This window comes from Sinomicrobium weinanense, assembly GCF_018863395.1.
Classification (GTDB): domain Bacteria; phylum Bacteroidota; class Bacteroidia; order Flavobacteriales; family Flavobacteriaceae; genus Sinomicrobium; species Sinomicrobium weinanense.
The window spans coordinates 19,491-44,118 of record NZ_JAHKRR010000006.1; the positions used below are offsets into that span (position 1 = coordinate 19,491).

Annotated in this window: 19 protein-coding genes; 12 read left to right on the plus strand and 7 right to left on the minus strand. The window is 46.4% G+C overall.

Annotated features, from left to right (window positions below; genetic code table 11):
* Positions 1 to 64: 64 nt before the first annotated feature.
* Positions 65 to 442 (minus strand): nuclear transport factor 2 family protein, encoded by a 378-nt coding sequence (locus KN811_RS16175; protein WP_187966090.1) that lies wholly within the window; start codon positions 440 to 442, stop codon positions 65 to 67.
* 43 nt (positions 443 to 485) lie between these two features.
* A complete protein-coding gene (locus tag KN811_RS16180; RefSeq protein ID WP_187966091.1) occupies positions 486 to 1,952 on the minus strand; it encodes a sodium:solute symporter in 1,467 nt (488 codons plus the stop codon).
* 239 nt (positions 1,953 to 2,191) lie between these two features.
* Here KN811_RS16180 and recR point away from each other — a divergent pair, with 239 nt between their 5' ends.
* The 12 genes from recR to rimO all read left to right on the plus strand — a co-directional run bounded on the left by recR (position 2,192) and on the right by rimO (position 14,481).
* Positions 2,192 to 2,809, plus strand: a complete 618-nt coding sequence (recR, locus tag KN811_RS16185; protein ID WP_187966092.1) for a recombination mediator RecR — start codon at positions 2,192 to 2,194, stop codon at positions 2,807 to 2,809.
* 225 nt (positions 2,810 to 3,034) lie between these two features.
* Positions 3,035 to 4,348 (plus strand): dihydrolipoamide acetyltransferase family protein, encoded by a 1,314-nt coding sequence (locus KN811_RS16190; RefSeq protein ID WP_187966093.1) that lies wholly within the window; start codon positions 3,035 to 3,037, stop codon positions 4,346 to 4,348.
* Between the two features lie 173 nt (positions 4,349 to 4,521).
* Positions 4,522 to 5,298: a 3'-5' exonuclease gene (locus KN811_RS16195; RefSeq protein ID WP_187966094.1), complete on the plus strand. Its 777-nt coding sequence runs from the start codon at positions 4,522 to 4,524 to the stop codon at positions 5,296 to 5,298.
* A gap of 150 nt (positions 5,299 to 5,448) precedes the next feature.
* Positions 5,449 to 6,057 carry a fumarylacetoacetate hydrolase family protein gene (locus KN811_RS16200; protein WP_187966095.1) on the plus strand — a complete coding sequence of 203 codons (609 nt, stop codon included), beginning with the start codon at positions 5,449 to 5,451 and terminating at the stop codon, positions 6,055 to 6,057.
* Between the two features lie 54 nt (positions 6,058 to 6,111).
* The gene (locus KN811_RS16205) at positions 6,112 to 6,450 is read left to right on the plus strand and encodes an Hpt domain-containing protein (RefSeq protein ID WP_187966096.1); all 339 of its coding nucleotides are present in this window, start codon (positions 6,112 to 6,114) and stop codon (positions 6,448 to 6,450) included.
* The gene (locus KN811_RS16210; RefSeq protein ID WP_187966097.1) at positions 6,450 to 7,697 is read left to right on the plus strand and encodes a competence/damage-inducible protein A; all 1,248 of its coding nucleotides are present in this window, start codon (positions 6,450 to 6,452) and stop codon (positions 7,695 to 7,697) included. Before KN811_RS16205 ends, KN811_RS16210 begins: the two co-directional genes overlap by 1 nt.
* Positions 7,698 to 7,772: 75 nt before the next feature.
* Complete coding sequence (gene rpmB, locus KN811_RS16215) at positions 7,773 to 8,009, plus strand: 50S ribosomal protein L28 (RefSeq protein WP_187966098.1); 237 nt, start codon at positions 7,773 to 7,775, stop codon at positions 8,007 to 8,009.
* Positions 8,010 to 8,035: 26 nt separating this feature from the next.
* Positions 8,036 to 8,218: a 50S ribosomal protein L33 gene (gene rpmG / locus KN811_RS16220; protein WP_187966099.1), complete on the plus strand. Its 183-nt coding sequence runs from the start codon at positions 8,036 to 8,038 to the stop codon at positions 8,216 to 8,218.
* Positions 8,219 to 8,293: 75 nt separating this feature from the next.
* Complete coding sequence (locus KN811_RS16225; protein ID WP_187966100.1) at positions 8,294 to 8,446, plus strand: DUF4295 domain-containing protein; 153 nt, start codon at positions 8,294 to 8,296, stop codon at positions 8,444 to 8,446.
* Positions 8,447 to 8,653: 207 nt separating this feature from the next.
* Positions 8,654 to 9,607 carry a signal recognition particle-docking protein FtsY gene (gene ftsY, locus KN811_RS16230; RefSeq protein WP_187966101.1) on the plus strand — a complete coding sequence of 318 codons (954 nt, stop codon included), beginning with the start codon at positions 8,654 to 8,656 and terminating at the stop codon, positions 9,605 to 9,607.
* A 217-nt stretch (positions 9,608 to 9,824) separates the two neighbouring features.
* Entirely contained in the window at positions 9,825 to 13,061 is a 3,237-nt protein-coding gene (locus tag KN811_RS16235) for a S41 family peptidase (protein WP_187966102.1), read from the plus strand.
* A 118-nt stretch (positions 13,062 to 13,179) separates the two neighbouring features.
* Entirely contained in the window at positions 13,180 to 14,481 is a 1,302-nt protein-coding gene (gene rimO / locus KN811_RS16240) for a 30S ribosomal protein S12 methylthiotransferase RimO (RefSeq protein WP_187966103.1), read from the plus strand.
* A 327-nt stretch (positions 14,482 to 14,808) separates the two neighbouring features.
* Here rimO and KN811_RS16245 read toward each other — a convergent pair whose 3' ends face one another.
* From KN811_RS16245 to KN811_RS16265, 5 genes are all read right to left on the minus strand, one after another.
* Complete coding sequence (locus tag KN811_RS16245; RefSeq protein WP_216334898.1) at positions 14,809 to 16,728, minus strand: TlpA disulfide reductase family protein; 1,920 nt, start codon at positions 16,726 to 16,728, stop codon at positions 14,809 to 14,811.
* A gap of 108 nt (positions 16,729 to 16,836) precedes the next feature.
* Positions 16,837 to 17,703 (minus strand): endonuclease/exonuclease/phosphatase family protein, encoded by an 867-nt coding sequence (locus tag KN811_RS16250; RefSeq protein ID WP_187966105.1) that lies wholly within the window; start codon positions 17,701 to 17,703, stop codon positions 16,837 to 16,839.
* Positions 17,704 to 17,947: 244 nt separating this feature from the next.
* Positions 17,948 to 19,687: a RagB/SusD family nutrient uptake outer membrane protein gene (locus KN811_RS16255; RefSeq protein WP_187966106.1), complete on the minus strand. Its 1,740-nt coding sequence runs from the start codon at positions 19,685 to 19,687 to the stop codon at positions 17,948 to 17,950.
* An 11-nt stretch (positions 19,688 to 19,698) separates the two neighbouring features.
* Complete coding sequence (locus KN811_RS16260) at positions 19,699 to 23,262, minus strand: TonB-dependent receptor (protein ID WP_247716532.1); 3,564 nt, start codon at positions 23,260 to 23,262, stop codon at positions 19,699 to 19,701.
* 121 nt (positions 23,263 to 23,383) lie between these two features.
* On the minus strand, positions 23,384 to 24,343 hold the full coding sequence (locus KN811_RS16265) for a FecR family protein (RefSeq protein ID WP_187963872.1): 960 nt from the start codon (positions 24,341 to 24,343) through the stop codon (positions 23,384 to 23,386).
* Positions 24,344 to 24,628 lie beyond the last annotated feature (285 nt).

Genomic DNA, 24,628 nt, shown 5'->3' on the forward strand with positions numbered 1-24,628 from the left:
ACAGCCCTATGTCAGCAATACAAAAAGATGTTTCCGGGGGAGATTGTGTTCAGGTTTGGAGTCATTAACTTTCGTCACGGATGTGTGTTATTTTTCTGTCTTTGAAGTCGAAGATAGATCTGCCTTTCAATGTTATAGTATCACCTTTTTTCATTCCGTTTGGGAGATCCTGAGCCAGGATGCCGGTATAGTTGATGTCAACCGTTACCGTGTTGTTGTTTTTGTTTATGGAGGTAATGGCCTGTTTCCTTTGGCTGAAAAAAGCTATGGCTTTCCGGGCCTGCTGTTCGAAATCGAAGATTCCGCGGAGGGTGAGATCTGTTTTTCCGCCGGAAACATTCTCAAAAAGAATATCCGGGTGCAGGTCATTGAGCATACCTTCTATATCAAAATTGTTGTACGCCTCGATATAGTTTTTAACGATTTGTTCCTGGTCAGTCATTTTTTTTGCTTAAAATGGTTTTGCCAGGAATAAAGATAAACATTTAAGATGTAACCGGGTGTTTCGGGGAGCTGTGCTTTATCAGTAATACCAGCCCGAAAAATGTTAGAAACCCGTTGAGGATAAGGATGAAAAACCCGAATTCAAAACCAAACCAGGCCAGTGCGCGATCTGCAATAATATAGGAGAGTATGGGAGAAAGCACACCAATAAGGGGAACCAGTTTGTCATAGACCTTCCACTTAGTGAACAGGCCAAAACTGAACAATCCCAGCAAGGGACCGTAGGTGTATCCGGCAAAGACAAAGAGTTTGGCAATGACGCTTTCGTTCCTGATAATATATTTGAATGTAATAATGACAAGGATGAGTACGATGGAAGTAAGTATATGTACCTGCTTTCTGATCCTGATCTGTTTCTTTTCGTCATATCTTTTTTCGATATTCAGGATATCCACACTGAACGAAGTGGTGAGCGAAGTAAGCGCACTGTCCGCACTGCTGTATGCCGCAGCGATAAGCCCTATGAGGAAAAACACAAAAACCCCTGTGCCCAGGTGATTTTTAGCCAGGACGGGAAACAGGTCGTCCTTGTGGGCATCGATGCCGTATTGTTGTCCGTATACGGTGAGAAGCAATCCCAGGGACAGAAAGAAGAAATTGACAATAACGAGTACTACGGTAAACCAGAACATATTCTTCTGGGCGTCTTTCAGGCTTTTGCAGGTGAGGTTTTTTTGCATCATGTCCTGGTCCAGCCCGGTCATCACCACAGCGATAAAGGCTCCGGAAAAGAATTGTTTCCAGAAGTAATCGGCGCTTTTAAAGTCGTCGAAAAAGAACATTTTGGACAGCTCGCTTTGCGATATGTATTTTACGATCCCGACATCGGCAACACCCAGGTCCTGATAGACCGAATATGTGGCCACCCCCACGGCAATGAGCATAAAAAGGGTTTGCAGCGTATCGGTCCAGACGATGGTCTTTATACCCGATTTAAAGGTGTAGAGCCATATCAGTATAATGGTCAGGGTTACCGTGGCCCAGAAAGGGATTCCTATTTCATCAAAAATGATCACCTGCAGCACATTGGCGATAAGAAACAGGCGAAAACTGGCACCTACCACCCGGGAAATGAGAAAGAACGAGGCCCCTGTTTTATAACTGCTACGGCCAAAGCGTTCACCGAGATAGGTGTATATGGAAGTGAGGTTGAGGCGGTAGTACAACGGCAGGAGTACCGTTCCTATAATAAAATAACCTAGAATATACCCGAAAACGACCTGTATATAGCTGAATTTCGAGGCCTCGACCCATCCCGGAACGGAAATAAAGGTAACCCCGCTCAGCGATGCCCCGATCATCCCGAAGGCTACGACATACCAGGGCGATTGCCGTTTGGCCTTAAAAAAGGTTTCGTTGCTGTCTTCGTCTTTTCCGGTAAGGTAGGATATAAGGATCAGCACTCCGAAATAGGCAGCTATAATGAGAAGTATATATGTCGGTTGCATAAAAGAGCCCGGTTTTTTGAGCGACCAAAGTACAAAAAAGAATGATTATCCGGATACCCTGGTTGTTTTTCAGGTCCGTATGAAATTTTTAATCAATGTGTTGATGAGTCAAGGCGATGTGCCGGGCAGAGCCGAAGGGTGCCAGTTGTAGAATTGTCACCTGGGCACATGATCAAATTAACTCAATTATCTTATAGGCCCGGGTTGAACTCTACCCTGAATTTCGTATTTTTGCGGGTATGGAATTCTCCTCTAAATTATTGGAAAATGCGGTCCGGGAAGTGTCGCAGTTGCCTGGTATAGGCAAGCGAACAGCCCTGCGGCTGGTGTTGCATTTACTCCGGCAGCCGGCAGAACAGACCGAAAAGCTGTCTTATGCGCTCCGGAACCTGAGAAGTGAAGTGAAATACTGCAGGAGCTGTCACAATATTTCCGATACCGATTTGTGTGAAATATGTGTCAATCCCAAACGCGACGAATCCCTGGTATGTGTGGTAGAAGACATACGCGACGTCATGGCCATAGAGAATACAAGTCAGTATAAGGGGCTGTACCATGTGCTGGGCGGAAAAATATCGCCTATGGACGGTATCGGCCCGAATAATCTGAATATTTCAACCCTGGTGGATAAGGTGAAAGAGGGGAAGATCAGGGAAATTATTTTCGCCCTGAGTTCCACTATGGAGGGCGATACGACCAATTTCTATATTTATAAACAGATAGAACCCTATGGTGTAACCACTTCCACGATCGCAAGAGGTATAGCCATCGGGGACGAACTGGAGTACGCGGATGAGATCACCCTGGGGCGCAGTATTTTGCATCGCATCCCGTTTGAAAATTCCCTGAAAGGATAGGGGGGGCGAAAGTTACAGGTTACAGGTTACAAGTTAAATTCAAACCTGCAACTTGTAACTTGTAACCTTAAATACGGACTCTCAACGTTCAGATTAAGACAGGTTTATCCTAAAAGAGGTGGGAAATAGCTGTAAAGAAATAAAAGTGGTTTATTTTCAATAAAAAACAGTTATTTTGATTAATTTCGCAATCGAAAAACAAAAAAGCATCTTTAAATTATTGATATGGCAAAATTCGAACTTAAATTGCCCAAAATGGGGGAAAGTGTTGCAGAAGCAACCATTACATCATGGCTAAAAGAGGTGGGAGATACCATTGAGATGGATGAGGCGGTTTTGGAGATAGCTACGGACAAGGTAGATTCGGAAGTGCCCAGCGAAGTGGATGGAGTGTTGTTGGAAAAACGTTTTGATGTGGATGATGTGGTGGAGGTAGGACAGGTGATTGCCGTGATCGAGACGAACGGAGAAGTGGTGGAAGGAGGAGAGCAGGAAGGTGCCCCGGAGGAAATGGTGGCCGAAGTAGAGAAAACCGTGGAGGTTGCTAAAGAAACGACAGCACCTGTTACAGCAGAAGCGACAGATTTTTCTGCTTCCGAAAGGTTCTATTCTCCCCTGGTAAAAAATATAGCTAAAAAAGAAGGGGTATCCCTTGACGAACTGGAAAGTATATCCGGTACGGGAAAAGACGGGCGGGTAACAAAGAACGACATTCTCGGTTACCTCGAAAACCGCGGAACACAAAAACAGGAGCCTGTACAGGCAGCAGGCCCGGCAAAAGAAACCGGCAAGAAGGCAGAAATGGTACATGTGCCCCCGGTGATAAGCGGAGAAGACGAGATCATCGAGATGGACAGGATGCGGAAACTCATTTCGCATCACATGATACAAAGCGTGCAGACCTCGGCTCACGTGCAGAGCTTCGTGGAAGTGGACGTCACCAATGTTGTCCACTGGCGCAATAAGAAAAAAGGAGAGTTTGAAAAACGCGAAGGTGAAAAACTGACCTTTACCCCGATATTTATGGAAGTAGTGGCCAGGGCGTTGCGCGATTTCCCCATGATGAACATCTCTGTGAACGGTGATAAGATCATCAAAAAGAAAAATATCAACCTGGGTATGGCGGCAGCCCTTCCCAATGGCAATCTCATCGTTCCGGTAATCCGCAATGCAGACCAGCTGAATCTTGTGGGACTGGCCAAACAGGTTAACGACCTGGCAAAAAGAGCCAGGGAAAACAAGCTGAAACCGGACGAAGTACAGGATGGTACTTATACGGTGACCAACGTAGGTACTTTTGGCAGCATTATGGGAACACCTATTATCAATCAGCCTCAGGTGGGCATACTCGCCCTGGGGGCCATACGAAAGATGCCTGCAGTAATCGAAACCCCCGAAGGCGATTTTATAGGAATACGGCATAAGATGTTCCTGTCCCACAGCTATGACCACCGGGTAGTTGACGGGGCGCTGGGCGGTATGTTCGTCAAGCGTGTGGCCGACTATCTCGAGGCCTGGGATCCGGACAGGACCATATAAAATCTCAAGCTGTTGTTTGAGGACGTAAGACTGCAGGACTTATGACTCATCGTCTTGTATCCGGATAAGAGATCATATATCCTTATGAAAAAACCCTGAACATTGTTCGGGGTTTTCTTTTGCAATCTGTATCTTTACCGTGATTTAAGGATAAGAAATTTTTAGTATTTGTAATGGAACTTAAACTTACCAGACCCATCTGTTTTTTTGATCTGGAAACGACAGGAACCGATGTAGCCAAAGACCGGATCGTTGAAATATCGGTCCTCAAAGTATACCCCAACGGCAATAAAGAGAGTAAGACCTGGTTGGTAAACCCGGAAATGCCCATACCCGAACCCTCTTCCGCCATTCACGGCATCACAGACGAAAAGGTGGCAAACGAACCTACATTCAGGGAATTGTCCAGGGAGATTTATAATATGATAAAGGACAGTGACCTTGCCGGATATAATTCCAACAGGTTCGATATTCCGCTGCTGGCCGAGGAAATGTTGCGCGCCGATGTGGATTTTGATATGAAAAACCGTCTCGCCGTGGATGTACAGACCGTTTTTCACCTCATGGAAAAACGGACCCTGGAAGCCGCATATAAATTTTATTGCGATAAAGACCTGGCCAATGCCCATTCTGCAGAGGCCGATACCACCGCAACCTACGAAGTGCTGAAATCACAGCTCGACCGGTATGACCAATTGGAAAATGACATTAAGTTTCTCTCTGAATTCACTACGAGAAAACAAACGGCAGACTTTGCCGGGTATATCGTGTTTAACGAACAGGGGGAAGAAATGTTCGGTTTCGGTAAACACAAGGGGAAACTGGTAGAAGAAGTACTCGAAAAAGAACCGGGTTATTTCGGCTGGATCTTAAATGCCGATTTTCCGCTCTACACTAAAAAAGTACTGACCGCGATCAAATTGCGGAAACTGAATAACAAACTTTCCTGAATACCTGAAAATGAAAAGCAGACGTAAGACAACAGGACTTAAGATATAAGACCTGAGATTATTGGGTGATTTTAGATATTTCATCTTTTTAAGATAGTCATACGTCCTATGTCTTAAAGTTCTAAGTCCAATAATCACCATATTATACAAATGAAAATAATCTGCATAGGGAGGAACTACACCGAGCATATCGAGGAACTGGCCAATGAAAAGCCTGCGGAGCCGGTGATCTTTATGAAGCCGGATTCTGCCCTGCACAGGGAAAAGGTCCTTTACATACCGGATTTTAGCGACGATGTGCATTACGAAGTGGAGTTACTCGTTAAAATAAACAAGGTAGGAAAACATATCGATACCCGGTTTGCTCATAAATATTATGACGAAATAGGCCTGGGAATAGATTTTACGGCAAGAGACGTACAGGCAAAACTCAAGGAAAAGGGGCTGCCCTGGGAAAAAGCCAAGGCTTTTGACGGTTCTGCCGTGATCGGGGAGTGGCGCCCAAAAGATGAGTTCACCAATATAAACAACATCAATTTCCGCCTGGAAAAGAATGGAGAAGCGGTGCAAAAGGGCAATACGAACCTGATGCTCTGGAAAGTGGATGAGCTCGTTGCCTACGTATCCCGGTATTTTACATTGAAAAAAGGTGATGTCATTTTTACCGGTACCCCGGCCGGAGTTGGTAAAATAGATCCGAATGATTATCTTGAAGGCTTCTTAGAAGACAGGAAATCGTTTGCTCTGACTATAAAATAAATGGTCTGAGCATAACTCTGAACCTCAAAACTTTACCCCCCTAAACACGAAAATATGCCATATAATCTCGAAAAACTGGAAGAACTGTCCGGCGGAGACAGGGATTTTATAGTCTCTGTGGTCTCCGTATTTGTGGAAGAAACCCCTTCGGACCTGCAAGACCTGGAACAAGCCGTAAAAGCAGGGAATTACGATGCCGTTTACAAACAGGCACACAAGATAAAACCCAATGTGGACCTGCTCGGTATGGAAGGTACCAAATCGCTGATACTGCAAATGGAGGGGCAGGCTAAGATGAATGACGGGCTGCCGGCCATAGAAGAGATGTATACCCTGATTGCAGGACAGGTACGGGAAGTTATTACGGAGTTAAAAACTGATTTTTCACTTTAATGCAGGCCGAGATCATCACTATCGGCGATGAGATCCTCATCGGGCAGATCGTAGACACCAATGCGGCTCATATGGCCCGGGAGCTGAACAGGATCGGGATATCCGTATACCAGGTCACCTCTGTACAGGATGAGAAAAACCATATCTTACAGGCTCTGAAAGAAGCCGGGGGCCGGGCAGAAGTGGTTGTTATTACCGGCGGACTGGGCCCTACAAAAGACGATATCACCAAACACACGCTCTGTGAGTTCTTCGGCGATACGCTCGTACGTAATGAAATGGTGCTGGCCCATATCGAAAAATTATTTGCCAAATACATAGATGCCCCCATATCCGACCTGAACCGGAACCAGGCGATGGTCCCTTCCAGGGCTACGGTTTTGATGAACCGCTATGGAACGGCACCGGGCATGTGGCTCGAAAAAGACAGGACAGTCTTTATATCCCTGCCCGGAGTACCTTATGAAATGAAGGCTTTGATGGAGGATGAGGTGCTGCCCAGGTTGCAGGAAGCATACGATCGTCCCTATATCCTGCACAAGACTGTGATCACCTACGGTATGGGCGAAAGTGCCCTGGCCGATCGTATAGAAGACTGGGAAAACAGCCTGCCTCCCTTTATAAAACTGGCCTATCTGCCCCACCCGGGCAAGGTGCTGCTGAGGCTTACCGCAAAGGGAACGGATAAAAAAATGCTCGAAACAGCAGTAGACGAAAAGATCAGGGCCCTGCATCTGCTTATTGGCGATATGGTCTACGGCATGGAAAACGACCAACCCCTCGAAGCTCTTATCGGGAAAGCCATGTCCGGAAAAAATATAACCCTGGCCCTGGCCGAGAGCTGCACTGGTGGCAAGGTTGCGGAACAGGTGACCTCGGTGCCCGGAGCATCTGCCTATTTCCGCGGAGCGATAGTGAGCTATTCCACGGCAGTGAAAACCGATGTGTTAAAGATCCCCGAAACCCTTATAGACAAACACAGCGTAGTCAGCGCAGAAGTGGCAGAAGCCATGGCCCGCGGGGCACAGCAATTGTTAAAATCTGATTTTGCCATATCAACAACAGGGAATGCAGGCCCTGAAAAAGGAGAATCCGATGCCGATGTAGGTACAGTATATATAGGAGTAGCCACCCCGCATAAGGTCTATTCGGAAAAATTCAATTTCGGAGCCCCTCGGGAGAAAGTGGTGAACAAGGCCGCAAACAGGGCGCTGGAGATACTTTGGAAAGAAATTTTAAAAAATTGATATTCACACTTGCCTGTCACTTAAAAATTTCGTTAATTTGCACCCTGTTTTTAGATAACTAATAGTATAGAAGAAATGTCAAGAGTTTGTGAGCTTACAGGAAAAAGGGCAATGGTGGGAAACAATGTTTCTCATGCGATGAACAAGACAAAACGTAAATTCAACGTTAACCTTACCAAAAAGCGCTTTTACATTCCCGAAGAAGACCGTTGGATCACGTTGAAGGTCTCTACTTCCGCATTGAAAAATATCAACAAAAAAGGGATCTCTGCGGTATTGAAAGAAGCAAAGGCAAAAGGATTTTACAAATAATCGTTTGTTAAGAAAAGCATAGAAAGATGGCAAAGAAAGGAAACAGAATCCAGGTGATTTTAGAGTGCACCGAGCACAAAGAGTCCGGTAAGCCTGGAACATCGAGATACATCACAACCAAGAACAAAAAGAATACTCCGGATAGGTTAGAGGTTAAAAAATACAACCCTATCCTGAAGAAAATGACCGTTCACAAAGAAATTAAATAATTCGATATTTTTGTAGAAAATATCAAATAGTACCAACTGGATATTTTTACAGAAAATATCAAATAGCATAGAGTCATGGCAAAGAAAACCGTAGCAACCTTACAGACCAAATCGAAGAGATTGACCAAAGCCATAAAAATGGTAAAATCTCCGAAATCAGGCGCATATACTTTTGTAGAATCGGTTATGGACCCTTCAATGGTTAATGATTGGTTGAACAAAAAGTAAAAGTTCACAATATTTTATATATATAAGCTACTTTCATATCGGAAGTAGCTTTTTGTTTTTATATCTTTGGGGCAGGTAGTTATTAAGATATCAGGATATTGAATTATTGGGAGATACTATGATATTCCTGCAGCTCAATAATCTGATAACCCACTAACCTGTCACCCCGAGCGTAGTCGAGGGGCAATAACTCAGTGACCGAACAACATGAATCTCTTTAAGAAAATATTTTCTTCGGAAAAGAAGGAAACCCTGGACAAGGGGCTGGAAAAGACCAAAACCAGTTTTTTCAGCAAGTTGAGCAAGGCCGTAGCCGGGAAATCAAAGGTGGATGATGAAGTGCTGGACAACCTCGAAGAAGTGTTGGTAACCAGCGACGTGGGTGTGGAGACCACTCTGAAGATCATAGAACGTATAGAAGACCGGGTTTCGCGCGATAAATATCTCGGAACAGAGGAACTCAACCAGATACTCCGCGAGGAAATTGCCGGACTGCTATCTGAAACCAATATAGGCGAAGCTACCGAATTTACAATCCCTGAAGATAAAAAGCCTTATGTGATCATGGTTGTCGGGGTAAATGGTGTAGGAAAGACCACCACCATAGGCAAGCTGGCCTACCAGTTTAAAAAACAGGGCAAGAAAGTGGTGTTGGGTGCAGCCGATACTTTCAGGGCCGCAGCCATAGACCAGTTGCAGATCTGGGCAGAAAGGGTAGGGGTGCCTATCGTAAAACAGAACATGGGCAGTGACCCTGCATCCGTAGCCTTTGATACGCTGAAGTCCGCCATAAACCAGGATGCCGATGTGGTGATCATAGACACTGCCGGAAGGCTGCACAACAAGGTAAACCTGATGAATGAGCTTTCCAAGGTAAAACGTGTAATGCAAAAAGTGGTAGGCGATGCCCCTCACGATGTGCTGCTCGTACTCGATGGCTCCACCGGGCAGAATGCTTTCGAACAGGCTAAACAGTTTACCAAAGCTACCGAAGTGACCTCCCTGGCCGTAACCAAACTGGACGGAACCGCCAAAGGAGGTGTGGTGATAGGTATTTCAGACCAGTTCCGTATCCCCGTAAAATATATCGGTGTAGGAGAAGGGATCGAAGACCTCCAGGTATTCAATAAATACGAATTTGTGGATTCTTTTTTTAAATGATCCGTAAAAATAAACAGTGAATCATGCCCTGTCAAAATCTATTGACAGGGCTTTTTTTATACCGGAAATTACAAGGCTTTGTATGCTGGAATAAAGTTCAATTGTTAAAGATTGTTAATGAACCTTTATTCAATGTAACAATATGTGCATTTTCACGACTTTTCATATTATCTTGATCCTTTTTTTAAACGACTAACCCGAATAATTCAAAATCTCTATGAAGAAAATTACAATGGCGATAGTGATCTGTCTTTTTACCGGATCGTTATTTGCCCAGGAAAACGCACGATGGTTGCGGTATCCGGTTATTTCCCCGGATGGAAAGACCATCGTATTTGGTTACATGGGGAATCTCTACAAGGTGGGTTCCGCAGGAGGAACGGCTGTTCCCCTCACAGTGGGTGATGCTCATAATATGCGTCCCGTTTGGAGCAGGGATGGAAAAACCATTGCTTTTGCCAGTGACCGTTACGGCAATTTTGATGTATACACCATGCCGGCAACAGGGGGAACCCCGGTGAGACTTACGTATAACAGTGCGGACGATTTTCCGTATGACTTTACTGTAAACGGCGGTTCGGTACTTTTCGGAAGCGGCCGTAACGCCCCGTCCCGTAGCGTTCGTTTTCCCGGCCCCGGTTATTTTAAAAACCTCTATACCGTTCCCGTAAAAGGTGGCCGCCCGCTGCTGGTCTCAGCCGCAGGAGCAGAGGAAGCACACTACAACGGAGATGGTACCAGCATAGTTTTCCAGGACAGGAAAGGTTATGAAGATCCGTGGCGAAAACACCACACCTCTTCGGTGACCAGGGATATCTGGCTATACGATACGGTCAAAAACGAGTACAAACAACTCAGTACTTTCCGGGGAGAGAACCGCGATCCCGTATTTAGTGCCGATGATGCTTCAGTGTATTACCTCAATGAAAAGGACGGCACCCAGAACCTGTATAAAAGATCACTGGCCGGAGGTACGGAAGAACAACTGACCTCATTCAGTGGTTTTCCGGTGCGTCACCTAAGCATTTCCGGTGATGATACCACAACCTTTACCTGGAAAGGTGACATTTATGTTCTGGCACCAGGCGGAGCGCCCCGGAAACTCGATATCCGGGTGATGGACGATGCCGCTTTTCAGATGATGAAGAACATGGATATTCACAGCGTCACCGAGTTTGCCGTAAACCCCAACGGAAAGGAGATCGCTTTTGTAAACCGGGGAGAGGTCTTTGTCACCGGAATGGACGATGCCAGGACCAAGAGGGTTACAGAAACCCCCGGACAGGAAAGGATGATAAGCTGGTCTCCGGATGGAAAAACACTGCTGTTCTCGGGAGAACGCAATGGTAGCTGGAGTGTATACAAGGTTACTTTAAAACGCCCTGACGAGAAGTATTTTTACGCCTCCACAGTACTCGATACAGAAGCCGTAGTGGCTACCGGTGCCGAGGAATTTCAGGCGGAATATTCCCCCGACGGAAAGAAGATCGCCTTTATTGAAGAGCGCAATATCCTTAAGGTACTGGACCTGGACAGCGGAAAAAAGGTAACAGTATTCCCCGAAGGCCGTAACTACTCTTATAGCGATGGCGACTGGTCTTACCGGTGGAGCCCGGACAGCAAATGGTTGCTGGTAGATGACAATAAAGGATATTTTTTTAACAAGAACACCGCCCTGATCAAGGCCGATGGTACCGGAAAGATCTTTCACCCGGTAAACGGAGGTTTTGGAGAGGGAAGCCCCAAATGGGCGCTCGATGGCAAGATGATGACGTATAAGAGCAGTCGGGAAGGAAGAAAATCGCTGGCGTATCAGGGGAGCAGGGAAACCGATATTTATGCCGTGTTTTTCAACCAGGAAGCCTATGACCGCTTTGTACTGAGCAAGGAAGAATTTGAACTTCTCAAGGAAAAGGAAGAAGAAGACAAGAAGGAAGACGAAGAAAAAGAAGAGAAAAAATCAGGGAAAAAGAAAAAAGAGAAGAAAGAAAACAAGAAACCCCTGGTCCTTGACCTTGAAAACCTGGATAACCGAAAGGTAAAACTCACTATAAACAGCTCCAGTATCAGTGATTATGTACTGAGTGAGGATGCAGATAAGGTGTATTACCTGGCTGCTTTTGAAAAAGGTTATGATCTCTGGGTTACCGAACCCAGGACCAGGAAGACCAAGGTCCTGGCCAAACTCGGAGGCAGCCCGAGCGGTATTGAGATCAGTGAAGACGGAAAGACATTATACCTGAGCAACAAAGGCAAACTGGTAAAAGTAGATGCCGAAAGCGGAAAGGTAGAAAATATAAAGATCGATGCCGATATGGTTGTAGATGCTGCGGCCGAGCGCCAATATATGTTTGAGCATATGTGGCGACAGGTAAAGAAAAAATTCTATGACCCCGATATTCACGGTATAGACTGGCAGATGTATCACGACGAATATGTGAAATTCCTCCCTTACATCAATAATAATTACGACTTTCAGGAACTGTTGAGCGAACTTCTCGGAGAACTCAATGCTTCCCATACCGGGGGACGTTTTTATCCGGACAGGGAAAAAGGTGATCATACAGCGTCCCTGGGCCTGTTGTTCGACGAAACCTATTCCGGGGAAGGTATCCGCATATCCGAAGTGATCGCCGGGGGGCCGTTTAACACGGCGAAAAGCAGGGTAAAGGCCGGGGATATTATCACAAAGATCAACGGAAAGACCATTGGCGCCGGAGAAAACTGGAACAAGTACCTGGTGAATATCCGTAACAAGAATGTATTGCTCACTGTAAAGAGTGGTAATTCCACCTTTGACGAAACTGTAAAACCCGTTTCCAAAGGAGCAGAAGGGAAGTTGATGTACAATCGCTGGGTGAAAACAATGGAGAACATGGTCGATTCCCTCAGTGACGGCCGTCTGGGATATGTGCATATACAGGGCATGAACGACGGCAGCTTCCGGGACGTCTACGAAAACGTGCTCGGCAAAAACCTGGACAAGAAAGCCCTGGTCGTCGATACCCGGTTTAACGGAGGCGGATGGTTGCACGACGACCTGAATACATTTCTCGGCGGTAAGGAATACCTGAAATTTGCTCCCCAGGGGCACCTGGTGAAAGGAGGGGAACCCATGTCGCGCTGGACCAAACCCAGCATTGTGGTTATGAGTGAAGGGAATTACAGCGATGCCTTTATCTTTCCTTATGTATATAAACAGAACGGTATAGGAAAACTGGTGGGAATGCCCGTAGCAGGGACAGGAACTGCCGTGTGGTGGGAGCGTCAGATCGATCCTTCGATCATATTCGGTATCCCCATGGTGGCCACTATCGGAGAAGAAGGCAGACCTACGGAAAACCTGGAACTGGAACCGGATATCCTGGTACCCCTGCCATATAACGATTTCCTGAGCGGAAAAGACCCCCAATTGGAAACGGCAGTCAGGGAACTACTGAAAGAAACAAAATAACAGAGCATATAAAAGGCCCGGTAAAAACGCCGGGCCTTTTCTTATAAACTTTGTGTCTTAGTGTCTTTGTGGCTGTTTACCTTTTCACTACTTTTGCACTCCAAATACGTGCAGCACAATGAGGACCAAGTCTCTGAAAAAGAATAAAATAAATGTAGTTACCCTGGGGTGTTCCAAAAATGTTTACGACAGTGAAGTGCTTATGGGGCAACTGAAGGCCGGAGGCAAGGAAGTTGTCCATGAAGAAGAGGGGAACATCGTGGTGATCAATACCTGTGGTTTTATCAATAACGCCAAGGAAGAAAGCGTCAATACTATTCTGGACTTTGTACAGAAGAAGGAAGAAGGCGTTGTAGACAAGGTCTTTGTTACAGGCTGCCTCAGCGAACGCTATAAGCCCGACCTGGAAAAGGAGATCCCCGATGTAGACCAGTATTTCGGTACTTCCGACCTTCCTGTGCTCTTAAAAGCCCTCGGCGCGGATTACAAACATGAGCTTATAGGCGAACGGCTGACCACTACCCCGAAAAACTACGCTTACCTCAAGATAGCCGAAGGCTGCGACCGCCCCTGTTCGTTCTGCGCCATTCCCCTGATGCGGGGAAAACACCGGAGTACTCCTATCGAAGAACTGGTCATGGAAGCGGAAAAACTGGCCGCAAAAGGCGTAAAAGAACTGATCCTTATTGCCCAGGACCTCACTTATTACGGCCTGGACCTCTATAAAAAACGAAACCTTGCAGAACTCTTGCGTGAACTGGCAAAGGTAGATGGAATAGAGTGGATTCGCCTGCATTATGCCTTTCCCACCGGATTTCCGATGGATGTGCTGGATGTTATGCGTGAAGAACCGAAGATCTGTAACTATATAGACATTCCGTTGCAACACATTTCCGATCCCATCCTGAAATCAATGCGGAGGGGTACAACAAAGGCCAAAACCACAAAATTGCTGCACGATTTCCGGGAAGCCGTGCCCGATATGGCCATCCGTACTACACTGATCGTCGGTTATCCCGGGGAGACCGAAGAAGATTTCCTGGTGCTGAAAGACTGGGTACAGGAAATGCGTTTCGAGCGGCTCGGATGCTTTGCCTATTCCCACGAAGAAAATACTCATGCCTATACCCTGGAAGACGATGTGCCGGAAGAAGTAAAGCAACAGCGGGCGGCGGAGATCATGGAAATACAATCACAGATATCCTGGGAACTGAACCAGGAAAAGATCGGCAAAACCTATCGCTGTATCATAGACCGGAAGGAAGGGAACTACTTTGTGGGACGGACCGAGTTCGATTCGCCCGATGTAGACAATGAAGTACTTATCGATGCTGCGAAGCACTATGCGAGGACCGGAGAGTTCACGGACATAAAGATCACCGAAGCCTCCGACTTTGACCTGTATGGCGAGCCGGTATAAAAATAAATACCAGACCCCAAACTTCAGAATATTTTTCCGGGGAAATGATTTAAACTTCTTAAAAAAACATAAGGCTCCTCCCTTTTGACAAAGGGAGGTGTCACACCTGCGGTGTGACGAAGGGTTAGAAATCCCAGGCCATTGATAAAACGCAAACGTTTGGAATTAAATGCCAGAGCCTGGGCATGGTCAAACTCCCCGTCCCACTAAAGTGGTCCACCCCTCTTTGTCTAAAGAGGGGAGGGGAGCTTTAAACCTTATGCTTTTTTAAGAAGTTTAAATCACTTTGGAGCGTTGGGTTTCCCGCCTCCTGATATTTCCCGGTAACTACGACTGCAACAACTCTATCATAATATCCAGTTCTTCCACTAATTTTTCATTGTTGCCGCTATAACCTACCGACCTGAAATTGATCCGTCCTTCCGGTCCTATAATCACCTTAGTGGGGATACCTTCCACACCGTATTTGTCGACAATATCAAATTCCCGGCTTCCTTCTGTTACCGGAGTATCCAGTAAAACCTGAAAAGAGTATTTATTCTGATTGATAAAGTTTTTTACAGTCTTTTTACGGACTTCCGGCTTACCGCTTTCCCAGGTATTGACAAACAAAAATTCCACATTGGGATCGTTTTCGTATTTAGTCACAGCGTTCTGCATTCCGGGAAAGGAGTTTTTACACGGTCCGCACCAGGTAGCCCAAAAATCCAGGATCACAACTTTTCCTTTCATGGAACTGAGGGCAACATCTTTTCCCTCCAGGTTTTTCAAGATAAAATCCGGGGCTTCCTCGTCGAGCATGTTCTCCCTGGCTTCTTCCAGTATTTTAGCCCGGGCAACTTTTTCGAGACCGGAGAGGTAGGTGTCAAATCCTTCTTCTGAACCCTTGTTCTCTGCATAGGCAGATTTCAGGTATTCTTTTATTTTTTTCGTGGAAGCACCTTCGCGTATAAATTCCCCGGCTTTTTCCTGTGCAGTGTCGTAACTTTTGTCGGCCAGGAGGAACTGGATGTAGCGTTCGTTGACCTCCGGAGATTTTCCTTCTCCTATAGCTTCTGCCTGATATTTTACGGCCTCTTTTACCTGTCCTTGTTGAAAAAGGATAAAGGCATAGGTGTCTGCATACATTCTGTAACTGCCCTCCAGGTTGCTTTTGTATTGGCTTTCGGAAAACTGATCGGGCTTGTCTTGAAGGTTTTGCTGGAGAGAGCGGACGATGTCCAGGGATTTTTTGGAGATCCCGGCAGCAAGATCGAGATCTTTTCCTTCTTCGGCCAGCTTCCAGGCCACACTGTTATATAATCCTGTTTTTTCCCTGCTCTGTTCCGGGATTTGGTCGGCATATCGGGTAAATGCCTCATAATTGTTCTGATCGGCATATTCTTTGGCCAGCACATACAGCATGAAATTTTTTCCGTCCGTATCGCTAAAGGAATTTGCATATTCCTTCAACAGCTCTTCTTTTTTAGTGATATCTTTTTCTTCGTAAAATTTCTTTGATAATTCTCTTTTGGCCAATGTTCCTTTAGGATAAGCAGCTATGGATTTTTCGGTCAGGGTTTCTGCCACAGAGTCGTTCCCCGTAACGTTATGCAGTGCCACCAGGGTAGTGTAATCTTTGTCGGTGAGCTTCTCCCTGCCCTGGTATGCGGCAATACGTTCTTTGATCCATTTTTCTCCCTCTTCCTTGTTTTCTTTATACAATATTCTCGGATAGATATTGTCCCAGATACCCACTATATCCGGATGAGCGGAAAACTCCTGTTTAAACAGGGCAATCGATGAATCCCTTTCCACTTCAACATCCATAGATCTTCCGTAATAACTTTGGTAATAGGAAGCAATGCTGGCCAGGGTACCTTTAAGTAATTCCCCCTTTTCGGTATAAAGCGGTAATACAAAACCCTGTTTATCATTACTGTCAAATTCGCCGCCTGCTTTAAAAAGAAAGGTCACGGCTGTTGCAGAATCGGGAATGGCCAGAGCTCCTTCCCATTTCCCGGAAGCATCTTTTATCGGGATGTCTACGGGATACATATTATTGTGAACAGCATAATAGTAATAAGCTGAAGGGGCTTCTTTATCTGTGGTATACCTGATGTACAGGGAATCTCCCGGGCTCGGTTTTTCCTTGGAGATGTAAAGGGAGCCTATCGTCTTTCCCTGGTCAGCCTCCGGTTTTTCATTTTTGCAGGACATGAAGAACACGCTTGCACAAACAATTAATAAACAAGATGTAGTTTTCATAATTTTCAAATTACTTTTTACGGTTGACTACATCAATATACGACGATATGTGAGAAATATCTCTTTTTTTGTCCGGAAACATAAGTTTTTTAACAAAAACAGCCGTTCCTAGTACAATTTGGCTGTAACGATAACCGGGTAATGATCGGAAGCGAACCTTGCGCCACGCTGGATGTCCAGCACATGGTGTTTGTATATTTCTATATTCCCCTTAAAGAAGATATAGTCGATAACGTGATGTTTTTCCGGGTCCGGATCGATCTTCCAGCTATTAAAGGTATATCCGGGGCCGTAGCTTTTTTTTGCCTTTCCGGAAGTGTTCAGAATGTCCTTGTCGTTATCGATGACCTTGTAGGCTTTTGAATCGGGAGTGGAATTGAAATCGCCTGTAATAAAGGCAGGGAGTTCTCCGGCAATTTCCTTTACCCGGGCTGTGATGAGCCTGGCACTTTCCTCGCGGGCCTGCTTTCCCTTGTGGTCGAAATGGGTGTTAACGAAATAGAATGTTTTCCCCGTATTGCGGTCCCTGAACTTTGCCCAGGTAACGATACGCGGCAGGGCAGCATCCCAGCCCACAGAACCGACCTCTTCGGGGGTTTCGGACAGCCAGAAGGTCTCGTTCTGCAAGAGTTCAAAGCGGTCTTTCCGGTAGAGAATGGGGGAGAACTCTCCTTTGGTCCTGCCGTCGTCCCTTGCTACACCTACGTGGGCGTAACCCGGCAGGAGGGTAAGGAGGTCCTGTAATTGCGAATACAGCACTTCCTGTGCCCCGACAATATCGCCACCGAAAAAGGAAATACTTTCGGCAACCCATTCTTTCCGGTTTTTCCAGGCATTGATACCGTCATCCGGGTTGGCATAGCGGATATTATATGAAAACAATGTAAGTGTGGAATCGTTTTTTTGCATCGGGTTTCCGTGTATGGTTTGTAACAGGAACAATCCGTATACTAAAAATAATGTTGCTCTTTTCATATGTATATTTTTTATTTGTTTTTCAACGGTCATGCTTCGACAAGTGATATACTGAGTTTACCGAAGTGCTCAGCACAGGCATGGAGCACCCGTATTCATGCTTGTTTATGTTAAAGGAAACTTTATCATGGGGGTTTCATTTTGAATAAATTTAAGTTTAGGGCTGCTTTTGCCCGAAGTCGGAGGCCATAACTTCAAACCTCCGACTCCTGACTTCCGACTTCGGACTTCTAACTCCCCTCAGTTACCATCCGGGGTTTTGTTCCAGATTGGGGTTTAGCTGTAATTCCACCCGGGGAATGGGATAAAGATAATCTTTATCTTCATCAAATGTTCGATTGTTAAATGTAGGGTGCGGATCTATGAGATTGTCAGCGTCCAGAAAGACATCCGAATTTATTTTCAGGTACTGGATACCATCCACCTGATTGTCGGGGGCATCGCCTTCATACAGGACAATATCGATATCCCCGTCGCCTTCCAGGTCGTATTCTCCTGCACCGGGCAGATAGAGCCCCCGAAGCGGCCGGGTGATCTTTTGGCCTGCTTTCCACCGGACGATATCGTCCCACCGGAAGTCTTCCATATACAATTCTATACGGCGTTCCCGGCGTATTTCCAGGATCACGCCTTTGTTAGCCCCGTTTATATTGAGGTATTGATCTGCCATAAAAGGGTCGGGGGTGGCATTGGCCTCTGCCATTTGAATATTGGGCATGCCTACACGGTCGCGAATGAGTTTTATGGAAACATCCAGGTCTGCCTGTGTCAATATCCCCAGTTCTGCTTTGGCTTCTGCATAATTGAGCAGTACCTCGGCATAACGGAAGAGGGGGAGATCTGTTATAGACTCGTCATAGGTGTCGTATTGCGGTTCGTTTACGAATTTAATGGGCTGATACCCGGTAACGGTAGCCCCCATATTGGGAGGGAGGGTAATGTTCTCTCCCATCCGTGTATAGCCGGGAGCTCTTACCGTTTGAGACAAACGCGGGTCCCTGTTTGTCATTTCTTCGGTGAACGACATGCTGTTGTGATCCGGATTGTCGGTAAAACGGGAGCCGTCTGCATTCAGATAGCTGTTTACCAGGTCTTTTGGCATTCCGGGCCTGCCGTAGGAAGAAGTGGTCATATAATAATTGGCCTTGTGGTCCACGGCCTGTGAGGTCAGGAACTGCCTGGCCAGTATCATTTCGTCAGTAATGGCGTCGTGGGAGGCGAAAAACACCATATAGTCTTCTTTCGTATTGCCCGTACTGTATATCTTATAGGGCGAATCGTTCATCAGTTGTTCTGAGGCCTGGTATGAAGCCGTAAGGTATTTTTCGTATCCATCCATCCCCCGGTATTTCATATAAGTACCTTCGTAGAGGCCCACCCTCGATTTCAGGGCCAGGGCCGTCCATTTGGTAATGCGGAACGCCTGGGTGTTGTCGTCCAGGTTTTCAATGGCAAAATCGAGGTCTTCTATTATTTTATCGGTAACAGACCCTCTGGGATCACGCGGTTTTTGAAGGGCTTCTTCGTCCGTGGGGTCTATGGTCTGTTCGTACCAGGGTACATCCCCGAAACGCCTTAGCTTGTCAAAATAAAACCAGGCCCTGAAAAAACGGGCAACACCGCCAAAGTGTTTTTTTGCGGCCTCATCTTCACATCTTTCGTAGTTTTCCAGGAAGTAATTAATGTCCCGGAGGTATTCCCAGGACCATCCTTCATTCTTTTTTGTGGTAGGGACGATCCTCGCTCCCCGCATCTCTTCGCTCAGGGTTGTTTCTATGATATTATCGGCAGCCCGGTCCCCGTTGTAGATCCCTTCTTCGGGGAACATCCTGTAGAAATTGTTAGTGTATAGTTCCAGGTCGCTCGCCTTGATAAAAAAGTTTTCGGGGGCAACCTCAGAAACGGGATCTCTGTCCAGAAGGTCTTTATCGCAACTCCATATGACGGACAAAAGCAGTACTATTATGATATGTGTTTTTTTCATCGTATAAGGGGTTAAAATTCAAGAGATAGTCCTAACGAATATGTTTTTAAGAACGGATAAGTCTGTGCCTTCGACCGGCTGCTGGATTTACCGTTGGCCGTAGAGGAGTCGTTGAAATCCAAAGTGCCACTTGCAGCTTCCGGGTCTATGTATCCGGTAAGGCCGGTAAAGGTAAACAGGTTCTCTCCGCTAAAATAGAACCGGGCACTTTTTAAGGGGAGTTTGGCTATGATACTTTCCGGCAGGGTGTAACCTACCGTGAGGTTTTTAAGGCGGAGATATGAAATATCCTGCAGGTACCTGTCACTTGCCACTCCGAGTTCTTTATTGTCGCCTAAGGCTGTATACCCTACCAATCGGGGATAAAAACCGTCCGGGTTTTCCGGGCTCCACATATTATCGGCCAGGTCTTTTCGTATAAAGGAGTCGTACGGACGGTTGTACATGGCCCAGAACGACCTGGAATCGCCGTGTGGATACCAATCCTGTTTGGCCACTCCCTGGAAGAACAGGGACAGGTCAAAGCCGTTCCAGTCTGCGTTTACGGTAAAGGCGTAGGGGAACCTGGGCGTGGTGTTGCCTATGACAGACCGGTCTCCGGGATTGTCCAGTGTATTTTCACCTTCATTGATAATGCCATCGCCATTGAGGTCCGTAAATTTCACATCGCCCGGCTGCAAGCCTCCTGTACTGTATATCTGGCTGGAAACATAGCTTTGGTCTGCGTGTTGTTCGATCTCTTCTTCAGAACGGAACAGGCCGTTGGAGTGGTATCCCCATATTTCGCCTATTTCCATGCCTTTGTAATAATCGACCAGGCTGTTGTTCGGATTGTCAAAACGGGTGATCGCAGTGATGGTATTGGAGAGGTTTCCCGTAATAGAAAAATGGAAGGGTTTGTCTCCTAATGTGAAAGCGTCGGCATAGGTCAGGGAAACTTCAAAGCCCCGTGTCCTCAGATCTGCGGCATTTTCCTGGGGCGATGCTGTTCCGAGGACGGCCGAAAGTGTTTTCCCCTTGGTGAGCATCCCTATTGTATTTCTCTGAAACCAGTCGAAACTACCGGACAGGTGATTGCTGAACAGGGAGAAATCGACCCCGAAATTCAGGGTGTTTACTTCTTCCCAGGTAATGTCGAGAGGGTTTAGTTTGGGAGAAGAAATGTATTCGAGCCTGCTTCCGTCCATGGCATAACCGTTATCCGTATTTTTGGGAAGGGTGGGAGTGTATGGGTAATAGTCTGCGACATAGCGGTTCCTTGCCCTGTCGAATTTCGTGATATTCTGATTTCCGAGCGCACCATAGGAAGCGCGGAGTTTAAGGGAGTTCACCGTGTTCTCCAGTCCCTTGAAGAAAGGTTCTTTGCTGATCACCCACCCCGCAGATACGGAGGGGAAGAAGCCCCACCGGTCGTCTTCGGGAAAGCGGGAAGAGCCGTCATACCTGCCGTTCAGCTCCAGGAGGTATTTGTCCCTGAAATTGTAGTTCAGCCGGGAAAAATACCCGCGCAGCGCCCATTCATAGCCACTCCCGTCTGTTTCCGGGTTTTTGGTCCCCAGGCCGAGGGAGTTGAGGTCGTCCGATATGTTATCCTGTTTGCTGGCCCAGAAACTTTTCATCCGGTAGAACTCCTGGTTATATCCTATCATGGCCTTGAGGGTATGGTCTCCGAAGGAATGCACATAGTCGGTATAGGCATTGATGACATTGTAGGTGGCCCGGTCTGAAAATTCTTTGAGCTTATCTTCCCCGAATGTACCTATTTCCCCGGGATAGATGGAATATGGCACCTTTACGGACCTTTGCGAACGGGCCAGGTTATTTCTCCGGATGGCATAGCTCAGGTGAACATTCATCTGGGGCAGGGGTTTTATATTGGCAGTAATGGTGTTGGTGAGTTCGTCCTCGTCGGTGATCTCCCGGCCTTTTCCGTAGAGCAGGGACGCATAGATACCGTCTCCTACCGTATAATTGTTAAGCTCTGTCCTCCAAAGTGCTGTTCCGTCGGGGTTTGTAGGGTTGTAAGAGGGGAGGGCGTGGACCCAGATGAGGCTTCCCCAGGGCTCACCCCATCCGTACTGGCTTCCGCCGTGTATGACCTCATGGCTTTCATTGTACTGGATGTTGTTGGACAGTGTAAGCCAGTCCGTAATGTCGATGTCAAACTTTCCCCTGAGGTTATAGGTCCGGTAAGGATCGTCCTGTACTTTCAGGATGCCTACGGTTTCGTAATTCCTGAAGGAAAAGAGTGTCTTTATCTTTTCACTTCCCCCGGAGACGGACAGGTTATAGGTTTGCGAAGGCATGGATTTGCGGAAAAAGGTATTCCACCAATCGGTATGCCCGTAGTGTACGTATTGTTCTTTTCCGTTTCTCATGTCCACTATGGTGCGGGCCAGGGAAGGATCTTCGGCAACCTTTCTCAATTCTTCGTAATCGGCCTCCGTATATCCGGTGTAGGAGTTCCCGGTAGCCCGACGGAAAGAATCATCGACCAGTTTTGCCACCCGGTAAGGGTCCGTCAGAAAATCGGTCCTTGTCGTGGCTGAAGACCATGCAATATTGCTGTTAAAAGAAACGCTCATCACCCCTTCGCGGGCTTTTTTGGTCGTGACCAGAATAACGCCAAATGCTCCCCGGGCACCATAAATTGCCGATGCCCCTGCGTCTTTGAGAACACTGATGGAAGCCACATCGTCCGGATTTACCTTGCGGATATCCCCTTCGATACCGTCAATAAGCACCAGAGGAGAACCTCCGTTGATGGAAGTAAACCCGCGGATGTTTATTTTAACGTCGTCCCCGGGGCGGCCACTGTTTTTTCCGATGTTCAGTCCCGGGCTCAGTCCCTGCATACCCGAACTTAAATTGGCTACGGGGCGCTGGGTAACGTTTTCCGTATTTACAGTATTTACAGCACCGGTCAGGGATTCCCTTCGCTGGCTTCCGTAGCCGACAACGACCACTTCATCCAGCCCGGTTACATCTTCCTGTAAACGGACATGTATTCCCTGGCTGGCGGTGACCTCTCTTGTTTTATATCCGAGATAAGATACCACAAGTATATCCTGTCCTTCTGCAGCTTCGATCGAAAAGTTTCCGTCAAAATCAGTTACTGCTCCCTGGGAGGTGCCCTTTACGGTGATGCTGGCTCCCGGTACAGGGATGTCATTCTCGTCGGTTACCGAACCCTGTATAGCGGTCTGTTGCAGATTTGAAGCAGGAACGGAGCCTGCCTTTACAGAGATTGTAGTGTTGTTGATGTTGTATTTGATTCCCAGGTTTTTAGATAGGAGGTCCATAATCTCCTTGACACTGATGTTCCCGTTATGGACACTGACTTTTTTATCCAGATGGGTTATTTCATCGGGGTAGATAAAGGTGAAAGGGGTTTGCTTTTCTACGGTTTTAAAAACTTCCGTAAGAGATACGTCGTTTAATTTCAGGTTGACAAAAGTATTTTCTGCTTTTTGGGAATACACCGTGCCGGCAGTAATTCTGTTTACGGCAAAAACCAGTAAAAGTACCGTAGTATACACCACGGGCTTTTTAAGGCTGAACGAAATGAAATACATAATTTCAATATCTTTGTTTTAGTTAATTAATTTTGGCGAATTAGTTTTCTGTATGTCCCGGTATCGGCGGCAACCGGTATCGGGATTTTGGTTTAGGGATAATATTGGTGCTACATAGGTCTTATTTTTGAGTGGAACATGGTTTTGCGAATATGGTGATGCGGCCGGTTTGTCCGACCTCGTATTCTATATCATAGATAAAACTCAGGCTTTCCAGGATGTCTTCCAGGCTTTGACCCGAGTACGAACCGCTGATGGTACACTTTTCATATGACGGGGAGCCCAGGTGGATATCTGTATTAAACCTCCTGTTGAGCGTAGCGACCACCTGCAATAACCCCGCTTGATTAAAAACGATGTCCCCCCTGGTCCAGGAAGTATACCGGGAAGCCTGCACGGTATCCTTTATCAACTTTTGAAGAACAGTGTCTAAAGTAACCCTTTCGTTCTTGGTCAGGTAAACCGGGCCTTTGTTGCTGGCTGTGACTTTTACCTTTCCGGTAGCAACGGTAACCGAAGGAGGGCCGCTGTGATAATTGCTTACCACAAAACTGGTGCCCAGTACTTCCGTTTTAAAGGATTGGGATAACACTACAAAAGGGCTATCCTCGTTTCTCCTTATCTCGAAATAGGCTTCCCCCTCCAGTTTTACTTCCCTGATCTTTTGTTTGAATGCCCGGGGATAGGAGATCTTACTGCCGGAATTGAGGTATACTACGGACGAATCATTCAGTACTATTTTTAATTGTTTGCCCTTGTCTGCCATTCGGGTGATGTACCGGTCGGTTTTCATGAAATAAAAAGCGGCAGATGCAGACAGTATTAAAAAAGCGATGGCAGCAGCGATTTTGGGAATGGAGAAGCGCCGCCTTTTTTTCTCCTGTCCGGGAGTATTGGACAGGGCCCCGGATACTTTTTTACGCAGCCTGTCCTGCAAGGCAGGATCGGGCGGGGCCTCCTGCGGCTCATGACCTTCTTTTTGCATCAAGGTAAAAAAATCTTCCACTTTTTGCTTTTCTTCGGGGGTACAGGTATCGTTCAGGTATTTTTCCAGTAATTCCTTAAACTTTTTTTCCATCATAAACGCTCACATGCTTTACTAATGGAGTACCCGGAAATCTAAAACCACCTACGCAAAACCATGTTTTTAACATTTAATTAACATATAAAGGGGGAATATCCCGGGATATCGGGACGAAGCTGCTTTGGCACATAACAATGTTTAAGAAGTTGTATCAAAGTATAGTTACATGCCAAAAAATAACGGATCTGCAAGATCAGAAAAGATGGATGAAATATAGCATTCCAACAGGGAAATTGAACTTAAGCACCTCAATCTCATTCAGTCTCCCTCTCACTTTCTCAC